This is a genomic window from Marisediminitalea oceani, from assembly GCF_003731635.1.
Classification (GTDB): Bacteria; Pseudomonadota; Gammaproteobacteria; order Enterobacterales; family Alteromonadaceae; genus Alteromonas; species Alteromonas oceani.
Map to the genome: position 1 here is coordinate 26552 of NZ_RCUA01000089.1, position 19204 is coordinate 45755.

Annotated in this window: 10 protein-coding genes; all 10 read right to left on the minus strand. The window is 48.9% G+C overall.

Features of this window, described 5'->3' with window-relative positions:
- Positions 1-18 precede the first annotated feature (18 nt).
- Positions 19-1755: a DUF3466 family protein gene (locus tag D9T21_RS22425; protein ID WP_123327381.1), complete on the minus strand. Its 1737-nt coding sequence runs from the start codon at positions 1753-1755 to the stop codon at positions 19-21.
- A gap of 21 nt (positions 1756-1776) precedes the next feature.
- Positions 1777-3702: an ATP-binding cassette ATPase Uup gene (gene uup, locus D9T21_RS22430; protein ID WP_123327382.1), complete on the minus strand. Its 1926-nt coding sequence runs from the start codon at positions 3700-3702 to the stop codon at positions 1777-1779.
- Positions 3699-3932, minus strand: a complete 234-nt coding sequence (locus tag D9T21_RS22435) for a glutaredoxin family protein (protein WP_123327383.1) — start codon at positions 3930-3932, stop codon at positions 3699-3701. The genes uup and D9T21_RS22435 overlap by 4 nt, the downstream gene beginning before the upstream one ends.
- Positions 3929-6049: a bifunctional 23S rRNA (guanine(2069)-N(7))-methyltransferase RlmK/23S rRNA (guanine(2445)-N(2))-methyltransferase RlmL gene (gene rlmKL / locus D9T21_RS22440; protein ID WP_123327384.1), complete on the minus strand. Its 2121-nt coding sequence runs from the start codon at positions 6047-6049 to the stop codon at positions 3929-3931. The genes D9T21_RS22435 and rlmKL overlap by 4 nt, the downstream gene beginning before the upstream one ends.
- Positions 6049-7056, minus strand: coding sequence for a quinone-dependent dihydroorotate dehydrogenase (pyrD, locus tag D9T21_RS22445; RefSeq protein WP_123327385.1), 1008 nt, complete (start codon positions 7054-7056; stop codon positions 6049-6051). The genes rlmKL and pyrD overlap by 1 nt, the downstream gene beginning before the upstream one ends.
- 130 nt (positions 7057-7186) lie before the next feature.
- On the minus strand, positions 7187-12022 hold the full coding sequence (locus D9T21_RS22450; protein WP_123327386.1) for an NAD-glutamate dehydrogenase: 4836 nt from the start codon (positions 12020-12022) through the stop codon (positions 7187-7189).
- Between the two features lie 180 nt (positions 12023-12202).
- Positions 12203-14524, minus strand: coding sequence for an efflux RND transporter permease subunit (locus D9T21_RS22455; RefSeq protein WP_123327387.1), 2322 nt, complete (start codon positions 14522-14524; stop codon positions 12203-12205).
- Between the two features lie 9 nt (positions 14525-14533).
- Positions 14534-15571 (minus strand): WD40/YVTN/BNR-like repeat-containing protein, encoded by a 1038-nt coding sequence (locus tag D9T21_RS22460; RefSeq protein WP_123327388.1) that lies wholly within the window; start codon positions 15569-15571, stop codon positions 14534-14536.
- Between the two features lie 74 nt (positions 15572-15645).
- Complete coding sequence (locus D9T21_RS22465; protein ID WP_123327389.1) at positions 15646-17013, minus strand: DUF1329 domain-containing protein; 1368 nt, start codon at positions 17011-17013, stop codon at positions 15646-15648.
- An 18-nt stretch (positions 17014-17031) separates the two neighbouring features.
- Positions 17032-19095: a DUF1302 domain-containing protein gene (locus D9T21_RS22470; RefSeq protein ID WP_123327390.1), complete on the minus strand. Its 2064-nt coding sequence runs from the start codon at positions 19093-19095 to the stop codon at positions 17032-17034.
- Positions 19096-19204: the final 109 nt, after the last annotated feature.

A 19204-nucleotide genomic window follows, 5' to 3' on the forward strand; every position in this document is an offset into this window, starting at 1 on the left:
TACTCGCTTAGCGGTTGTTTATTTTTTAACGCGACGGCGGAACACAGCCAGCAGCGATAATAAGGCAATACCATACCAGCTTGCTGAGGCTCCCTGACGCTCATAAGGTGCTTCTTCAACACCCTCGCACTGCTCAATGCTACCGGTGCTGTTAGGCGTAAGCTTAACGGCCACAACGCGGTCTGTCTCAACAGTATCGCCGGCATCGGTTAATACTTCTTCACCGGTAATGTAGCGCTGTGTTGAAATGTAGCGGGCATTTGCAATAATTTCGTCATTATCGTTTATGTCCATGGCGCTTACCAGCGTGTATTGTTCACGCTGTTCACAAGTAAGCAGGGTATTAAGATCAATAAATTCACCCACATTCATGTCGTACATAAAGGCGCGTAACTGACGACCAGTCTGTACATCTGACTCGTATTCGCCCTCGCCTACAACAATGCCGTTATTGTTTATAGCACGAGGAGTAACCGCTGCTGTCTGGAAGAAACCTTGCGGATATTCGGCCTCACCGCTGTCGATGTTGTAGATAAACATCTGGTTACGGGCCACACCGTTGTTTTCACGTAGCACAGTACCAACAACCCAGTTATCGTCGTTAATATCTACCGCTGAACTACTGAGGTTCTCTTCACGGGGTAATAGCTCTGTGGTTTCACCATTGGCAAAGGTAGCAGCCACAATATTGGCGTAATAAGCTGCCCGGCCGCCTGGTAGTGTGTAAATAATACGCTCACCGGTATGAGAGGTACCTACTGCGATGCCATTGTTATTGATGCCATAAGCTGTACTGGTGTAACCCGTAGAGTCTTCATCTTCTGCTGGCTCGAACACCATACCGTACTGGGTAGAGGATAATACGTTGCCCTGGGCATCCAGTTGCCAGGTTACCGCGCGGCGGTAACTGCCAGCCGTAATGCCTCTGGCCAGGTTGTAGATACACAGTTCAATCGGCGTATCACCCCGGGTTTCATCATCATAGCACTCGTCGATATCCGTCTGATAATCTTCGGTAAGCGAAACACTGCCCCAGCCGGCTACCTGCAACGGTTCATTAATGGCAAAGGCTTCACTGAAGCCATTAATACCGGTATCGTCTGGCATGGTTGGTGGTAATGCCGTGGTTACACCATTAGCTTCAACAAAAGCCTGAGTCAGGGTGTCGTTTACGATATAAGTAAACTCATCACCGTCTTCATCAGTGTAATCCACTTTGAAAAAAGGTGTGCTGCCGGCACCCACAAAAAAGTCGCCGCTTACTGAGTCATTTACCTGGCTGTAGGCACTGCGGGTGTAATCTTCGAAGGTTTCATCAATAACATCAAAACCCGGGATTAAATCAGCAGTAACCGTATCGCCATGGTAACTACGATAAGTCGCTAATGACTGAATAAGAATATTAATACCGCTGCTGCCACTACGACCGTTAACAATGTAGGCATACAGTGCCTGGTAGTCGGCATTGCTGAATACGCCCTGTTGGACGGCTTCGGGATCTTCGAAGTTATTGGTAAATGTTTCGTTTTCAAAGTCCAGAATCGACAGATCTATAGGCGGGTTATATTCCGACTCACTCACCATCACCATGGTGCCTGTGTTATCAATGGACTGGGCAAAGTTAAAGAATGACTTGTCCTGCACCGGAGCCAGGGTTAAATCATAGGTTGCTGCAGTCGCTAATGGCGATACCGCAACGGCAGTGACTGCGGAGGTTGCAAGGATTACTGCAGATGCAAGCTGTTTTAGTTTCATTCAAAATCCTGTTTACTGCTGTCAATCTTCCAGCATACTTTCTAGTTCGTCCCAGCGCGCATAGGCTTGGGATAATTGTTCTTCACTCTCTGCAAGCGCATTGAGTACGGCGCTGGTCTGTTCACTATCCTGCTTAAAGAATTCAGGATCATTAACCAGCGTCTGTTGTTCTTCGACCTGCTTTTCCAGTTTCTCAATTAGCGCAGGTAAGTTATCGAGTTCGCGTTGATCTTTATATGATAACTTTTTCGCCTTGCGCGGAGAAGCCTTTGCAGTCGGACTGACTTTTTCTGATTTAGTTTCATTTTTTACCGATTTAGCGGAAGAAGAAATATAAATTGATTTCCCCTGACCGGCATACCAGCTTTCAATATCAGAATAACCGCCGACAAACTCCTCTACTTTACCGTTTTCTGTAAACAGCAAACTGGAATTTACAACATTATCAACAAATTCGCGATCGTGGCTGACTAAAATCACTGTTCCTGTGTAATTAATCAACAAAGTCTCGAGCATTTCGAGAGTTTCCACATCCAAATCATTGGTTGGTTCGTCGAGAATTAGCACATTACTGGGTTTAAGCATTAACCGCGCTATCATCAGACGATTTTTCTCGCCACCGGATAACGACTTCACCGGCGCATTTACCCGCTCTGGGGTAAACAGGTAATCCTGCAGATAGCTGATAACATGGCGAGGATGGCCATTGACCATTAAATCCCGTTTACCATCGGCCACTACATCAATAACTGATTTTTCTAAATCCAGGCCCAGACGATGCTGGTCAAAATAGGCCACTTCCAGGTTGGCGCCCTGGCGGCTACTGCCGGATGCCGGCGTAAGCTCGCCCAACAACAACTTAATTAAGGTACTTTTACCACAGCCATTCGGGCCTATCAGGGCAATCTTATCGCCCCTGAGTACGGTTAAATCCAGGTCTTGTACGATTGTCTTGCCTTCAATGGCGTAGCATAAGGCCTGGGTTTCAAATACCAATTTGCCAGAACGGGCAGCGGTGTGCTGCGCCATAGCCGCGTTGCCAGTGAGTTCACGGCGTGCGGCACGTTCTTCGCGAAGCTTTTTCAGCGCCCGCACGCGGCCTTCATTGCGGGTACGGCGGGCTTTGATGCCCTGACGGATCCACACTTCTTCCTGAGCCAGCTTTTTATCAAATTCAGCCTGTTGGCTGGCCTCAACCTCAAGGTCGTGCTCTTTTTTATCCAGGTATGTCTGATAATTACCCGGGTAGCTGGTGAGCTGGCCTCGGTCAAGATCCACAATGCGGGTAGCCATGGCTCGGATAAACGCCCGGTCGTGGCTGATAAATACGATAGCCCCCTGATACTGCTGCAGGCTCTGCTCCAGCCAGCGGATCATCTGCACGTCCAGGTGGTTGGTGGGCTCATCGAGCAACAGGATATCCGGCGATCGTACCAGCGAGCGCGCCAGCGCGGCTTTGCGTCGCCAACCACCCGACAGCGATGCCAGCGAGGCATTACCGTCCAGTTGTAGCATGGTCAGTGTCTGTTCGATTTTTTGTTCAAACTGCCAGGCATTCTGAATTTCAAGCTGCTCCTGTAGCGACTGCAACTTGTTGAGGTTCTTTTCGCTGGGATCCTCTGTGACCAGCTGAATTTGCTTAAAGTAGCCTTTCAGAATATCGCCTACTTCAGCGAGCCCCTCGGCCACGTAATCAAATAAGGCGATATCAGTGGTTTGTGGCGGATCCTGCTCAAGGCGAGCAATAATGGTATCCCGTTCCACAACACGTTGGCCGTCATCGGGGATCACATCGCCGCTGATCACTTTCATCAGGGTTGATTTACCGCTGCCGTTACGGCCAACAATACACACCCGCTCGCCCGGTTGAACCACCAGTTCAACACCGTCGAGCAAAGGCGGCGTGCCAAATAGCACAGATATATTTTTAAGTTGTAACACACTCACTTCAGAAACAGCTCCAGTTCATCGAGCGTAAACGGCCAGCCCAGTTCGGCGCCGTTATCCTCACGCTTTAATACCGGTATACGCACCGCATACAGATGATAATGGTCGGTATTATCACGGATATTATGTTTGGTAATTTGCAGTTGCTCGTATACGGATGATTGCCTGAGCAGCTCATCCGCATCGTCACATAAACAGCACTGTGGGCCGGTAAAAAACGTTATCTTCATGATAAGGTCAGCACAAAGCACTGGTGAATATTACTGTGGCGGGCAAAATCCTGCGGTATGGTTTGCGCAGAGATATTCTCAACCGCTAAACCTAGCTCTGCCATGGCGTCGTTGTCCAGTTTAAACCCACGCTTATTGTTAGAAAACACAATGGTACCGCCCGGATTCAGACAGCGACGAACCTGGGTTAATAACATCACGTGGTCACGCTGTACGTCCCAGGTAGTATCCATTCGCTTAGAGTTGGAGAATGACGGCGGATCGACAAAAATCAGGTCGTACTTACCATTATGACCTACTAACCACTGCAAACAATCGGATTGTACAAAGTGGTACGCCCCGTTAAGTTTATTCAGTTTAAAGTTGTCTTTCGCCCAGTTAATGTAGGTGTTGGACATATCTACCGTCGTCACCGAGCGGGCACCGCCAAGCGCTGCCGCAACCGATACACTGCCGGTATAGGAAAACAGGTTCAGTACGTCTTTGCCTTTGGCCATCTGACGAACTTTCTGGCGGGTAATACGGTGATCCAGAAACAGCCCGGTATCCAGGTAATCGGTGAGATTAACGTAAAGTTTGGCGCCGTTTTCCCACACCACTTTACGGTTACCGGTGGTGTTAACCTTTTCGTACTGCTGTTTGCCTTTTTTCTGCTCACGTACTTTGAGCATGATTTGCTTAGCCGGTACACCTGTGACAGCAGGTAAATACAGCAGCACTTCCTGCAGGCGGCGACGAGCTTTCTCGGCATCGATAGTTTTAGGCGGCGCGTATTCCTGCACTACCAGGCAATCATCGTACACATCAATGGCTACGTTGTATTCGGGCAAATCGGCATCATAAATACGATAGCAGTTGGTATCCTGCTTTTTGAGCCAGGGCTTAAGCTTTTTAAGATTCTTTTTCAGCCGGTTGGCAAAGTCGTTATCCTGACTGTCACCGAACTGTTGGCAGTTGTTGGCATCGAGTTGGTAATTAACCAGTTTACACTCGAGCTTACCGTTCATCAGGCTGTATTCTTTATTGCCGCGCAGCTTTAACAGCCGCAGTAATTCCCGGTTACTGCTTAACAGCGACACCTGCCAGTCCTGCCAGTGTTGCTTTAATTGCTCGCCCCACTGAGCGAACAACGGAATAAGTTCGGTGAGCTCACCTAAACGCTCGCCATATGGGGGGTTAGACACCAGATAGCCCGGCTCGCTAATGGCTGCAGGCGGGGTAAATTTAGTCGCATCGGCCACGTTAAACTCGATGAGTTCAAACACCCCTGCCTCATTGGCATTTTGTTTGGCAATGGCGATTAACTTACGGTCGATATCGCTGGCAAATAATGTAATGTCGGGCTGAATTTGTGCGGACTTTGCGTCTTCAATTAATGCCTGCCAGTCACTTTCCCGGTGCCCCAGCCACTTGCTGAAGCCCCAGCGCGGCCGGCCCAGACCTGGTGCTTTATGCATTGCCATTAGAGCAGCTTCAATGACCAGCGTGCCAGAACCACACATAGGATCCAGTAACGGCTTCTCCATATTGGCTGCCCAGCCACTACGCATCAGCATGGCTGCCGCTACATGTTCTTTTAATGGCGCCAGACCAGCATCCTGACGGTAGGCCCGCTGGTGCAGACTGCCGCCAGAGAGCTCAATACCAATCAGTATTTTATCGCGATGCAATCGGCCACTGATAACCATATCTGGTAAGTCGCGCTCTACATTGGGGCGTGAACCGTCTTCTTCATAGAAGTGATCGACAATCGCATCTTTAATTTTTAACGCACCGAACTGGGTATTATTAATGGCTTTACTGCTGCCATTAAACTGCACTGAAAACGTATTATTCACGGCAAAGTGCATCGACCAGTCGATGTCACGGGCGCTGTCGTATAACTCTTCAGCCGTTCCTGCGTTACCTTCGTTTAAAATCCAGATCACGCGGTTAGCCAGGCGCGACCACAAACATACTTTGTAGGCCGCCTGTAGATTAGCTTTTACTCTGACCCCACCGCGGGCGATGGCCAGCTCTGCATCAGGGCAAAGTTCGCTGAGCTCCTGTTTAAGCAGCTCGTCGAGACCGCGACTGGTGGTAACTAAAAATCCAGGCTGAGATTGTGAAACAGACATTAAAGGCCTTCAACCAGCTGTTTAACTAACGCTGGTCCCTGATAAATAAAAGAAGAATATACCTGAATAAGCTCGGCACCGGCTGCCATTCGGGCCTTAGCACTGGCAACATCATGGATACCGCCAACACCGATAATGGGCATCTTACCATTGAGTGCTGTGTGTAATTGTTCGGTGATCAACTGGCTTTGATTAACCAGTACCTCACCGCTTAAGCCACCGGCTTCATTGGCATGTTCGAGGCCTTGTACTGCCTCGCGATCCAGCGTTGTGTTGGTGGCGATAACGCCGTCCATTTCTGATTTGATCAGCGATTCGGCGATGCCATTCACTTCTTCAGGCGTTAAATCCGGCGCAATTTTTATAAACAGCGGTACATATTTACCGTGTACCTGAGCCAGTGTGCCCTGGGCTTCCTTAAGACCACCCAGCAGGGCTTCCAGCGCTTCGCCATACTGCAGGTTGCGCAGTCCCGGCGTGTTTGGCGAGGAAATATTAATGGTCACGTAGCTGGCATGCTCGTATACCTTGTTGAGGCACTTTAAGTAGTCATCCAGCGCGTTGGCTTCTTCGGTATCTTTGTTCTTACCAATGTTAATGCCCAATGCGCCGTCGTAACGACTGGCTTTAACTTGCTCAACCAGATAATCTACGCCTTTATTGTTAAACCCCATGCGATTAATGATGGCGTTTTTTTCCGGTAAACGGAACAAGCGCGGCTTGGGGTTACCCGGCTGCGGACGAGGTGTGACTGTCCCAACTTCGATAAAACCAAAGCCCATAGCGGCAAACGCATCAATGCACTCACCGTTTTTATCCAGGCCGGCAGCAAGCCCTACCGGATTTCTGAAGGTAACACCAGCAACCGTAACCGGCTTATCCGGAGTGTTTACCCGGTACAGTGCCGACAGCGGTGTGCGCTGGGTGCGGTGTAACCATTTAATACTGAAATCGTGACTCTTTTCGGGGTCGCAGTTAAGCAAAGCTTTTTGGATAAGTTCGTACATGAAGTGTTATAACGCCATAAATTAAAGCCCCGGCGGGTACTTATACCGGTCGGGGCTGTGAAGATATTGTATGCAACCTTACACTGACAAACGCCAGCGTGAAGCAGGTATCAACCCTTGGTTGCGTAGTTTACTGGTTAGACTTCATGCTTAAAAGCATCAATTCACGCAGAGCAACAGAAAACTTCGCAAAATCGTGGCTCGAGCTGGTTTTAAACTCACTCATCATATGATACCAACGTTTTAGCAAGGCTTCATTATTTTGCATCCAGTTGTCTAAAATCGTATCGGCATCTTTTGATTTAGTGTTGCCGGCCAGTAAAGTGGCAACAATCGAGCGCTGCTGCCAGTCGAGCTCTTCACGATAAGATGCCCGGGCAAGTGCCTGCCAGTGGTTACCTACCGGTTGATTGTTGATTTGCTCAAGGAACCAGTGCAGTTCCAGGGTTGAGCCTAACTGATAATACAACCGCCCTACTACATCGATGCTGTGCGAGCCCTGCTCCACCACCTGAGTAAGATCCAGTGCGCTGAACAGATTACTGAAGGCGGCAACACGGGCAGCGATATCCTGCGGAACGCCTTTCTCCATCCAGTTCTGGGTGGCTTTTTCGAGCTGGCTGATTTCCTGTTTCACCAGATAGTTCGACAAGTTTTCACACAGATCATTTACCGCCGGCTGATACTTCTCGATGCACTGCTGAATGTCGTTACAGTTATCACCGTGGCGAATATACCAACGGGTACCACGGCGCATTAAACGGCGGGCCGATTCCAGCATTGCCAGTTGTACCTTGGCATCCACCTTATTGTCGAGGCTTTCAATGTCCTGCCACAACTGACCAATACTGAAAACCCCTTTAACGATACTGTAGGCATTGGTGATTTCCACAATATCCGCGCCGGTTTCTTCCTGCATGCGATACACAAAATTTGCGCCCATATCATTAACCATATTATTGGTTAACTTGGTGGCAATAATCTCTGCCCGCAGCGGATGCTGCTGCATTTGTTCAGCAAAGCGTTCACGTAATACCGGTGGGAAGGCACTGATCAGCAACTTACCGTGATACGGATTGTCGGTAAGGGCCGGAATATTCAGCTGGTCTTTGAGCACCATTTTTCCGTAGGCGGTAATAACACTCAGTTCTGGCCGGGTCAGGCCGCGATTCTGCACCGCGCGGTCGGAGATTTCATCGTCGTTAGGGATAAACTCCAGTTCGCGGTTTAACGCGCCATCGCGCTCCAGGCCATGGATAAAGCGTAATTGTTCTTTAAGTGACGAAACGCCGGTCATCTCAGTCACCGAGATGGTTTGTGTCTGGCGATAACAATCCTGTAGCACAATTTTCGCTACGTCATCGGTCATGTCGTAGAGCAAATTGTTGCGCTGCTTAACGGTGAGATCGCCGTTACTGACCAGTGCATTTAGCAGGATTTTGATGTTGACCTCGTTATCTGAGCAATCCACACCACCAACGTTATCGATGAAGTCGGTGTTCACCCGACCACCGTTGGCAGCAAATTCCATACGGCCCAACTGCGTAGCGCCCAGATTACCGCCTTCGCCAATGATTTTAGCTTTCAGATCGCAGCCGTTAACCCGCAGCGCATCGTTGGCTCTGTCGCCCACGTCACTGTGACTTTCTTTTTTGCTCTTCACATAAGTGCCGATACCACCGTTCCAAATCAAATCGACCGGCATTTTAAGGCAGTTATGAATTAGCTCCGTGGGCGTCATCGAATTCTGACGGGTGCCCAGCCAGGTTTTCATTTCCGGCGTTAAGGTAATGGATTTAGCCGCCCGACTAAACACACCACCGCCTTTTGAGATCAGCGATTTGTCGTAGTCATCCCAGGTTAGGCTGGGGTTTTCAAATAGCCGTTGACGCTCTTTATAACTTTTCGCTGCGTCCGGATCCGGATCGAAGAAAATATGCAGGTGGTTAAAGGCAACAATCAGGCGGGTATGCTCAGACAGCAGCATACCATTACCAAATACATCGCCGCCCATATCGCCTACGCCAACACAAGTAAAGTCAGTGGTCTGACAATCGATACCAATTTCGCGGAAGTGACGTTTAACCGACTCCCAGGCACCGCGGGCAGTAATGCCCATCTTCTTGTGGTCATAGCCAATGCTACCGCCTGAGGCAAAAGCGTCGCCCAGCCAGAAGTTATATTCTTCTGAGATACCGTTAGCAATATCCGAGAATGTCGCTGTACCTTTATCGGCGGCAACTACCAGGTAAGGATCGTCTTCGTCCAGCCGCACAACATTTTTCGGCGGCACAATTTCACCGTCGACAATGTTGTCGGTAATATCCAGCAAGCTGCGGATAAACGTACGGTAGCAAGCTTTGCCTTCTTCGAAGATTTCCTGACGGCTGGCCCCCGCAGGCAGTTGTTTACACACAAAACCGCCTTTAGCGCCTACTGGCACAATCACGGTATTTTTAACCTGCTGAGCTTTTACCAGACCGAGAATTTCGGTGCGGAAGTCTTCCTGGCGATCTGACCAGCGTAAGCCACCACGGGCTACCCTGCCGCCACGTAAATGCACACCTTCAATTTTCGGGCTATACACAAAGATTTCATACTTCGGCAGCGGTAATGGCATTTCCGGGATCAGCTCTGGCAGCAATTTAAACGACACATAAGGCTTGTCGCTGCCATCTTCTGCCGGCTGATAGAAGTTAGTCCGCAGTGTGGCGTTGATCATATCCAGATAACGACGAATGATACGGTCATCATCCAGGTTACTTACCTGGTCCAGCGCTTCAGTAATTTTATCCTGCAGCGTTTGCTGGCGCTTCTTGCTCGGCTTGCGGCCTGGATTAAAGATCAGCTCAAAATAGCTGATCAGCATTTCGGCGATGTGCGGATAATTCGACAGTGTATTAGCAATATAATCACGGCTGAAACTGCTACCGGTCTGGCGCATATACTTAGCAAACGCGCGCAGAATGGTTACGTTACGGCCAGTGAGTTCTGCGCTAAGCACCAGGCGGTTAAAGCCGTCGTCTTCCAGATCGTTGTACCACACCTTGGCAAAGGCATCCTGGAATAACTGCTGGGCCTTGACCATGTCCAGGTCGTTACCGCTCTTATGCAGCATGGTAAAGTCCATGACCCACTTGAGCTTGCCATCGGCGCATTGGATCTTATACGGGCTTTCGTCAATAACCCGTAAACCAAAGTTTTCCAAAATCGGGAGTACATCAGACAAATGAATCGGTTCAAACAAGTGGAATAGCTTTAGCTTCACTATCTGACTGTCGGACTGCTCTTCCTGTGGTCGATAAAACAACATACCGAGGTTTTCTTCAGGTGTCAGTTGTTCCAGCTTTTCGATATCGACTAAGGCTGCACTGGGCAGGTTTTGCTCGGTATAAGAGGGCGAAAAAGCATTGAGATAATTACGCTCCAGCATTTTCGCTTTGGCTTCACCATAAGCCGAAGATAAAGCAGACGACAGGCGGTCATTCCAGGTTTTGGTTAACTCAATAATATTCTGCTCGATATCCTTCACGTCTAATTCCGCATTGTTGTCTTCTACCCTGGCGATGTAATGAGTCCGGGCATACACCGACTCTGAGAAAAAGGTAGTAAATTCCACTTCCCCGCTGGCATTCAGCGAGCGCTTCAATAATGCCTGGGTTTCTTTACGCAACTGGGTGTTATAGCGCTCTCTGGGCACATACACCATACACGAGAAGAAGCGGCCAAAGGTGTCTTTGCGCACGAATAAGCGGGTAATACCGCGTTCCTGCATCTGGAAGATGCCGCGGATGATTTCGGCCATTTCCTCTTCCGGCGTTTGCAGCAGCTCATCCCGTGGGTAAGTTTCTACTATGTTGTTAAACGCTTTAAAGGCGTGGGTATCCGGATCGAACTGCGACAACTCGCAAATGCGACGAATTTTATCCGACAGTAACGGAATATCCTTGGTACTGCTGTTATAAAAACTGGCAGAGTATAAGCCCAGGAAGCGGTGCTCGCCGGTAACCTGACCATTACTGTTAAATTCTTTAATGCCGACATAATCCATGTACGCAGGACGGTGGACCCGTGAACGGCTGTTCGTTTTGGTCAGTAATAACAGGTGCTGACTCAACGCCTCTTCCCGCGCTGTTGCCGGCAGGTTAGATAGTAACCGTGGTTTATCGCTGATGGAGTTTTTCATTAGCCCCAGGCTACTGTCGTTATCCGGCGTCCACTGATGATCGCCCTCAATGGCACTAACCGAATAGTAGCGATAGCCCATCAGGGTAAAATTGTGATCGCTCAGCCAGTCGAGAAACCGAAGTACTGTGTCTTTATGGGATTTATCCACCGGTAACTTCTTGGCTTTACTCACCTGGCCGGTAATGGCTTTAAGCTTATCCAGCATCGGCTGCCAGTCAGCCACTGCCAGTGACACTTCGTCGATGGTGGAATGCAGTTCTGAGGTTAACTGTTCCAGATCGGCTTTGCTGGTCTGACGGTCAACCTCGATAAACACCACGGTTTGTCTTAAGTTGCTGGTTTGATTTGCATCGAGAAAACTTACCAGCTTGTTATTGTCATCACGCTCAATATTCATTGGGCTGTGGATCAGCATATGTGCGGTGATGCCCAGGCGATTTAATGCCATACGCACCGAGTCGACTAAAAATGGTACGTCACGAATGATCAGCTCAACAATGGTATGGCTCGACTTCCAGCCATGCTTCTCGATTTCCGGGTTGAATACGCGTACGTGGGGTGAGCTGGCATCGAAATTGGAGAAGGTATTCCACAGACTGAGTGTGGCACCGTATAGATCGCTGTCGTTACGATTCTCAAGGTCGTCCAGAGAGATATTTTTAAAAAAATGCCGACCAAAGGTGTGAATATGCTCACGGCTTTTGGCATCTACTTTTTTGTCGATAAGTGAAAAAACATTCTCAAGCAAAACTGAGTAGCGCTGAGAGTTAGCTGTCATGTGCTCTACCTAATGATGATTTGTAGTTAAGTATAGATTGTACCTACATATTTTCTCGAAAATATGACGGAATTAAAAGCCCTGTTTTTACATCATATTTACATTTTGGGTAAGTATTCAGATTAAGCAAATAAAAAGGAGCCTGAGAGGCTCCTTTATTGGTTACTTATGCGAAAAAATTTACTTTTCGCTACGATTAAACCATAACAGTCTGGCCAGTGCCGGCAGCACAACTATGGCACCCAGCATATTCACCAGGAACATGAAGGTCAGCAGAATACCCATATCTACCTGGAACTTGAGTGACGAGAACACCCAGGTGCTCACGCCAATCGCCAGAGTAATACCGGTAAACAGTACCGCACTGCCCCGCTCCTTGAGCGCCTCAAGGTAGGCTTTTTCAACAGACATGCCCTGTTTAATCAACCCGTTCATGGTCGACAGGATATAGATACCGTAGTCCACACCAATACCCACACCCAGTGCAATTACCGGTAACGTGTAAACAGTCAGGCCGATATTCAGGTATGTCATTAATGCCTGTGCCAGTACCGAGACCACATACAGCGGTAATACTACCGAAATAGTGGCGCGTAGAGAGCGGAAACTCAACAGGCACAGGATGATCACCGCACCAAATACGTACATCATCATCGGTGTTTGCGCTGCCTGTACCGCTTCATTAGTGGCCGCCATTACGCCTACCGGACCAGACGCCAGACTAAAACGGGTATCTTCGGTCTGATATTGCTGTCTGAAATCCTTCACCGCATCGACTACCCGGGTAATGGTTTGTGCTTTATGATCTTCCATAAACAGAATGATTGGCATGACCGAGCAATTGCCGTTTAACAAGCCTGATGACGTAGGTACACGAGAAATCGCCTGCACCAGGGTTTGCTGATTACGCGGTAATACCTGCCATTTCGGGTTACCTTCGTTGTAGCCGGCATTCACCACCTTCGCTACTGAAGCAAGGGAAACCGCTGACTGCACACCATCCACATTGGTCATCTTCCACTGGAAATCATCGATAGCGCGCATCGTTTCGTAGCTGGTACAGGCCTCTGGAGTGGTTTCTACCAGAACTGAAATATAATCCACCGTCACTTCAAAGCGGTCGGTGATCAGAGCCGTGTCCTGGTTGTACCGTGAGTCCTGATGCAATACCGCAGCACCGGCCTGAATATCACCAATCTGCATTTGCTTGGACTGCACAAAGCCCAGCGCAAACAGAATGCCGGTAACCAGTACGATGGTGATCGCCGTATTTTTACGGGTACATACATCCAGTACATGCCACAGGCCTTCTGACTTTGATTCCTTACCGGCAAAGCGGTCGAGGTAATGCTCCGGGAAGCGGATAAAGCTCATTAATACCGGCAACAGAATAAGGTTGGTCAGAATAATTACCGCCACACCCAAGCTGGCAGTAATCGCCAGCTCGCGAATAATGCCTATATCAATAACCAGTAAGGTTAAGAAACCTACCGTGTCTGACAACAGCGCAATACCGCCAGGAATTAACAGCGCGCGGAACGCGGTCATTGCTGCCTGTTTGGCATTGTTACCTTTAATAACGTTTTTCTCTACCGCATTAATCATCTGCACGCCATGACTCACGCCAATGGCAAACACCAGAAACGGCACCAGTATCGACATAGGGTCCAGACCAAAGCCAAGCGTGGTAAGCAAACCCATTTGCCAGACAACCGCGATAACCGAGCACATGATAGGTAGCACAGTGAGCATGATATTGCGAGAGAAGAAATACACCATGAAGGCGGTGATCACGATAGCGATGGCAAAGAACAGCACAACAAATTTAGCGCCGGTCGCCACATCGCCAATCATTTTGGCAAAACCGATAATATGTACGCTTACCTGATCGTCTTCATACTGCCCGCGCAGCTTGGTTTCCAGCTCATCAGCCAGTGCCAGGGTGTTAAGCGCTTCACCGGTTTCAGGATCTAACTCAAGTAGCTGGGCAGTTACCATGGCACAGCGGTAGTTATTAGACACCTGACGGCCAACAATCTTGGCTTTTTCGATATTTGCGGCAACTGTCTCTAACGCTATGGGGTTAGACGAGTCAAAATCCGCCGGGATAACCGGGCCGCCGGCAAAGCCACCCTCAACAATTTCGGTAAACCGGGTGGATGGTGAATAAAGCGACACCACCAGTGAACGGTTCACGCCATTGATAAAAAACAGTTCATCGTGAACATTCTTCAGCGTATCGAAGAAGTACTGATTAAAGATATCACTGTCTTTGTCGCATACTGCCACAAGCACATTGTTAGCACCGCCAAAGTCTTTACGGTGCTCCATGTAGGTTTGCATGTATTCGTGGTTCAGCGGAATATTTTTTTCGAAGCCGGCATCGAGCTGCATACGTGATGCCTGAAATGCCAGCACCAACGTAGCAAAAATAAACAGAATAATAACCAGCGGTCGATTATTGAAAATCAGACGCTCTGAAACTTGACTAAATGAAGACATAACTACACGTTAATCCAAAGAAAGTGAATAGATGCCATCGGCGGCAGTGACAACAGTTTGTCCGTCTACGGACACCGCATTTAAGAGCGCAGATTTACTCTCGGTTTGTGAAACGCTCACTCCGGCGGCGGGTTCACAGTTAAGCGTTGGTGCGGCATACGGGTCGAACGACGATGTTTTCAGAGGCAGAGAGGCCTTAACCATTACGCCGTTATTGCCTATAAAAGACAACTTATTCTGGCCGGTGATAATCGAGTTTAACGTCGCGGTATTACAGGTTTGCAGAGTCTCCCACTGCTCTCCATCTTCGCTGACCAGAATGTTACCCCGTAAGCCCGCGGCCACCATTAAACCGGAATCCAGCTGCACAAAATCGAAAAATGAGCCAGTGTAGTCTGACTCCAGACGCTGCCAGCTCTGACCGTCATCATCGCTCATCGCCAGTAAACCGGCTTCACCAGCTATCAATAGCGTGCCGTTCTGGCCACGGTTGATACGGTTTAAGTGCGGTAAAATGGAGTTTAACTCCAGTTGATAAAACTCTTCGTCTTCCTGACGAATTTCTTCTAAGTACTCGCGATCGTAAGGGTTGAGAAATTCGGCGTGGCGCACGCTTTCCCAGGTATTACCGCCATCACTGGTTTGATAAAACAAACCATAGGCACCAATGGCCAGACCACGGCGACTATCAAAAAACATCACATCTAAAAACGGGCGTTCCAGTTCGGGCTGGTACATTTGCACCTGCCACTGCTCACCGCCATCGCTGGAATGCAGGATAATGGCATCATGACCAACGGCCCAGATATGTTCCCCGACCAGGGTAACAGCGGTTAACGTAGATTGGGTAGGAACGGTGACCTGAGTAAAGTCGCTATCAGCGCGCTTGATTAGCACGTGGCCACGTTCGCCCACAGCAACAGTGATATCGCCGGAGGCAATATCCAGTAACAGAGATTCTTTAACAAGTGGTGCCTGATAAGACTGTTCTGCATGCAATGCAAAAGAAACTAACAACAGTAGCACCGAAGAAATGGATTTACGCATTAAGACGTTTAGCCTCCGGATCGTTATACCTGATTAAGAAAACGGTTGGCCAGGCCAACCGTTATTCTGAAGTGTTATCTCATGCCTTCACGGCGCAGTGCCTGAGGCGTGAACTCGGCTTCTCTCGGATTAATTGAGAAGTCGTACATTTTCTCCTCATTATCCAGGCCAATTGCCAGGTAGCGGCGTGAGTTCAGGTCGTGATAAACGTCCAGCGTAGACCACTGAGTCGGAACTTCGTAGTAGTTCACACCATAGGCCACAGCAACACGGTACAGTTCACCTCGGTTGTCGTACATATCGGCCAGTTGGATCTGCCAGCTGTCTTCATCAATATAGAACACGCGCTTCTGATAAATATGGCGTAAGCCTTCTTTCAGGGTTGCTTCTACTACCCAAACACGGTGTTTTTCCCAACGGGTTAAATCGGGATTTACGTGATTAGGCTTAAGAATATCTTCGTAGCTTACTGAATCGCCGTGCAAGGTGTAGTTGTTATACGCAACGTACATTTCTTTCTTGCCTTTTAGCTCCCAGTTATAACGGTTTGGCGAGCCGTTAAACATATCGAAGTCATCGGTAGTACGCAGGCCATCGGCCGCTGTTCCCGGTGTATCATAAGCGATGTTCGGTGCCAGACGCACACGACGCTGACCAGTGTTGTAGGTCCAGGCTTTACGCGGCTCTTTTACCTGATCCAGTGTTTCATGAACTAACAGTGCAGTACCCGCCAGACGTGCCGGCTCAGTTACCTTCTGTTTAAACATAAATAACACGTTGTTTTCCAGCAGGCTTTCCGGCGTAGCGTTTTCCTGTGAGTACTGAATTAACAGCTGCTCATCAAAGCCGATTACGTTGTAGTCGCCGCCAGCGGTTACCGCTGCCTGACCACCATTACGCTGCACAGCCGGGCCACGATAACGGGCAATATGGTTCCAGATCGCTTCCAGGCCATTAGCCGGAATGGGGAAAGGAATACCTACCGCAGCGCCTGCCATACCGTTACCACCATCTAATAAGGTAGCACGGGTGGCGTTTTCTTTGGTCGCGTCATAAACAAACTGTGGGTTTGATGCAGAGCGATGAGTTTTGTAAACCGGTAACTTAAAGGTGTCCGGGTAAGTTTCGAACATCTTTTTTAAGCCTTCAGATAACTGATCAGCATATTGCTGATAGTTAGCAGCGGTAATTACAAACTCAGGTGTCTCCCCTGCGTATGGGTCCGGGTGGAAATCCCCTGCACTGTAACCAGCAGGCGTAGAGGTAATACCGCCTGTCCACGCCGGGATAGAGCCGTCTGCATTACCTGCCTTTTCACCACCGAGAGGTGTCAGCTCGGTGCCCAGTTTAGCGGCTTCATCCGCAGTTACTTTTGCCTGTACAGGCACTGTCGTTAGCGCAACCGTAAGGGCTGCTGCAATAATTCCGATTTTTTTCATCATAATAAATACTACTCTTTATTAGATTGCATACTTGATGTTGAACGAAACGAAGTCGCGATCAGCCAGTTGGTTGGTGGTACCGATACCACCCCAGAATGCACTATAAGAGGCTGTTGCCGACCATTTACTCAAGTAATCAAAAGTGAATGAAATATTGGCTGATTTAGTATCTTCAGTGAACAGGAATAATGGATCCGGTGTAGTACCTTTCACATCATGAGAGAAGGTCATACGAGTCCGCAGGTTAATACCTGAAAATACGTTATTGTGATCAGCCACTGCCAGTAGTCGATAACCCCAGGCATCATCCGTAGCAAATGGGTTAGTTTCAGGTCCGTTTGATAAGCCTGTGTGTAAACCAATACGCGGATTACCTGTTTCAGTAGGCTCCAGCGACGGTGTACGGCCGGTACCCGGCGCGTTAAGACGCACAACCGATGGGTCCGGGAAGTCAACAATATTAACATACCCTGCTTCACCCAGCAGGATCAGGTTGTCAGTACCCAGTGCCGGACCAAATACGTGAGACACGGTAAACTGTGCCTGCCAGGTATCAGAAAATACATAACCCTGAGCCGTTTCGCCCGGGCCAACTGCACGGTCGATGTTATTTAACTGGGAAATACCGGCCAGATCAGGACGCAGACCTGCGTTCGCTAACTGTTCAGGCATACCCATATAAAGTAATTCTACGTCATCAATCTGTAGAGGCTCATCCTGACGATAAGCAAATTCACCGGCAAGGGCTGTGGTACCGATATTGGTATTAAAGCTGAAACCGTACAGTTTAATGTCTTCAGGATAATAGAACTTCGCTTCAGTGAAAGCCTGCAGCTCGGTAATGTTATCGCGGTTAATGTTATGACTGGCGATATAAGCCAAATCTTCAGCAATGGCCGCACTGGTAAAGTTAGACGTTTCACCAGAAATTAGCGGGCGCTGACTGTGGTAGTTAATGTGATAGAAACTCATTTCCGTTTCATTCAGCGCTTCGGCGAACCAGGTTAAACGTAAACCGTACTGGCCCTGATCGTCTGCATCCACATGAGCGGCGTCACTGTATCCACGGATGGCCACTTTTGTTGGGTAAGCAAGATAAGCCTGACCAATTGCCGCAGGGTTACCGCCGGCGCGCAGGGCGTCACCAAGACCATTCAGCGAAGACAGCAGGTAGTCCAGATCGATATCCGGGTTACCGGTAAAACCAAGCTGGATATTATTTGCCTGACCGCCCTCACCGGCGAAATCGTTGGTGGCGAAGTAACTACCGGCAACCGGTAACCAACTGCGCTCCCACTCATACTGATAATAGGCCGATACGCTGACATTCTGGGTTAAACCCAATTGCGCGAAAACCATGCCTACCGGAATAAAGACTTCTTTAAGTTCTGCACCAGGAGTACGGGCGCGGGTAACATCCACAGGGTTAGTGGTATTGATACCATGCTGAATAAAGGTACTCTCACCCCAGCTTACTACCTGCTGACCAACACGCACGGTTAGCGGGTTATCGCCAATCCACCAGTCGCCATAGAAGAATGCGTCCAGCAGACGTACGTCGGTACACAATAATTCTTTAGCTCTTGGATCGTCGCAAAGCTCAGTGTTATTACCGGTAATCGGGTTATCCCATGGACGGTCGTTGTCCATTTGCTCAAAGTCATAGAACCAGAAACCGCGGGCAAAAAAGCCGATATCGCCATAGCGAATGTCTAATTCGTGGTTACCGGAGATCTGGGTTGAGAATGCTTCGCCTGAATCATGCGCCAGGTTACCCAAATCGCCGTTACTGGAATAGGCACCATCAGCCAGCGCCCACACATCGGCACTGGGGTAAATAACGTTGGTCGCCGCATTATAGCCAGACCAGTTAAACTGAGGATGATTACTGTTACCAATTAGACTGTAGTCGCGGTCTTCAACGCGAATACTGGTAGCGAGTGTCAGGTTTGTATCCAGCGATACGGATACATCACCAAAGTCCCATGAAGCGGCACCAGCTGGTAGCGAGGCGGCACCTAGAAAGGCAAAAATTCCAGCTGCGATAGGCGATTTCTTAAATGCGCTAAGCCTGGTTATCATAATTTTTATACTCCTGATTCAACAGTAACCTGCTGATAAAACGACAAACTCATCGGTTTATTTAACAAAATGATTACATCATTTTACACAGATGGCAAGAACTAATCGT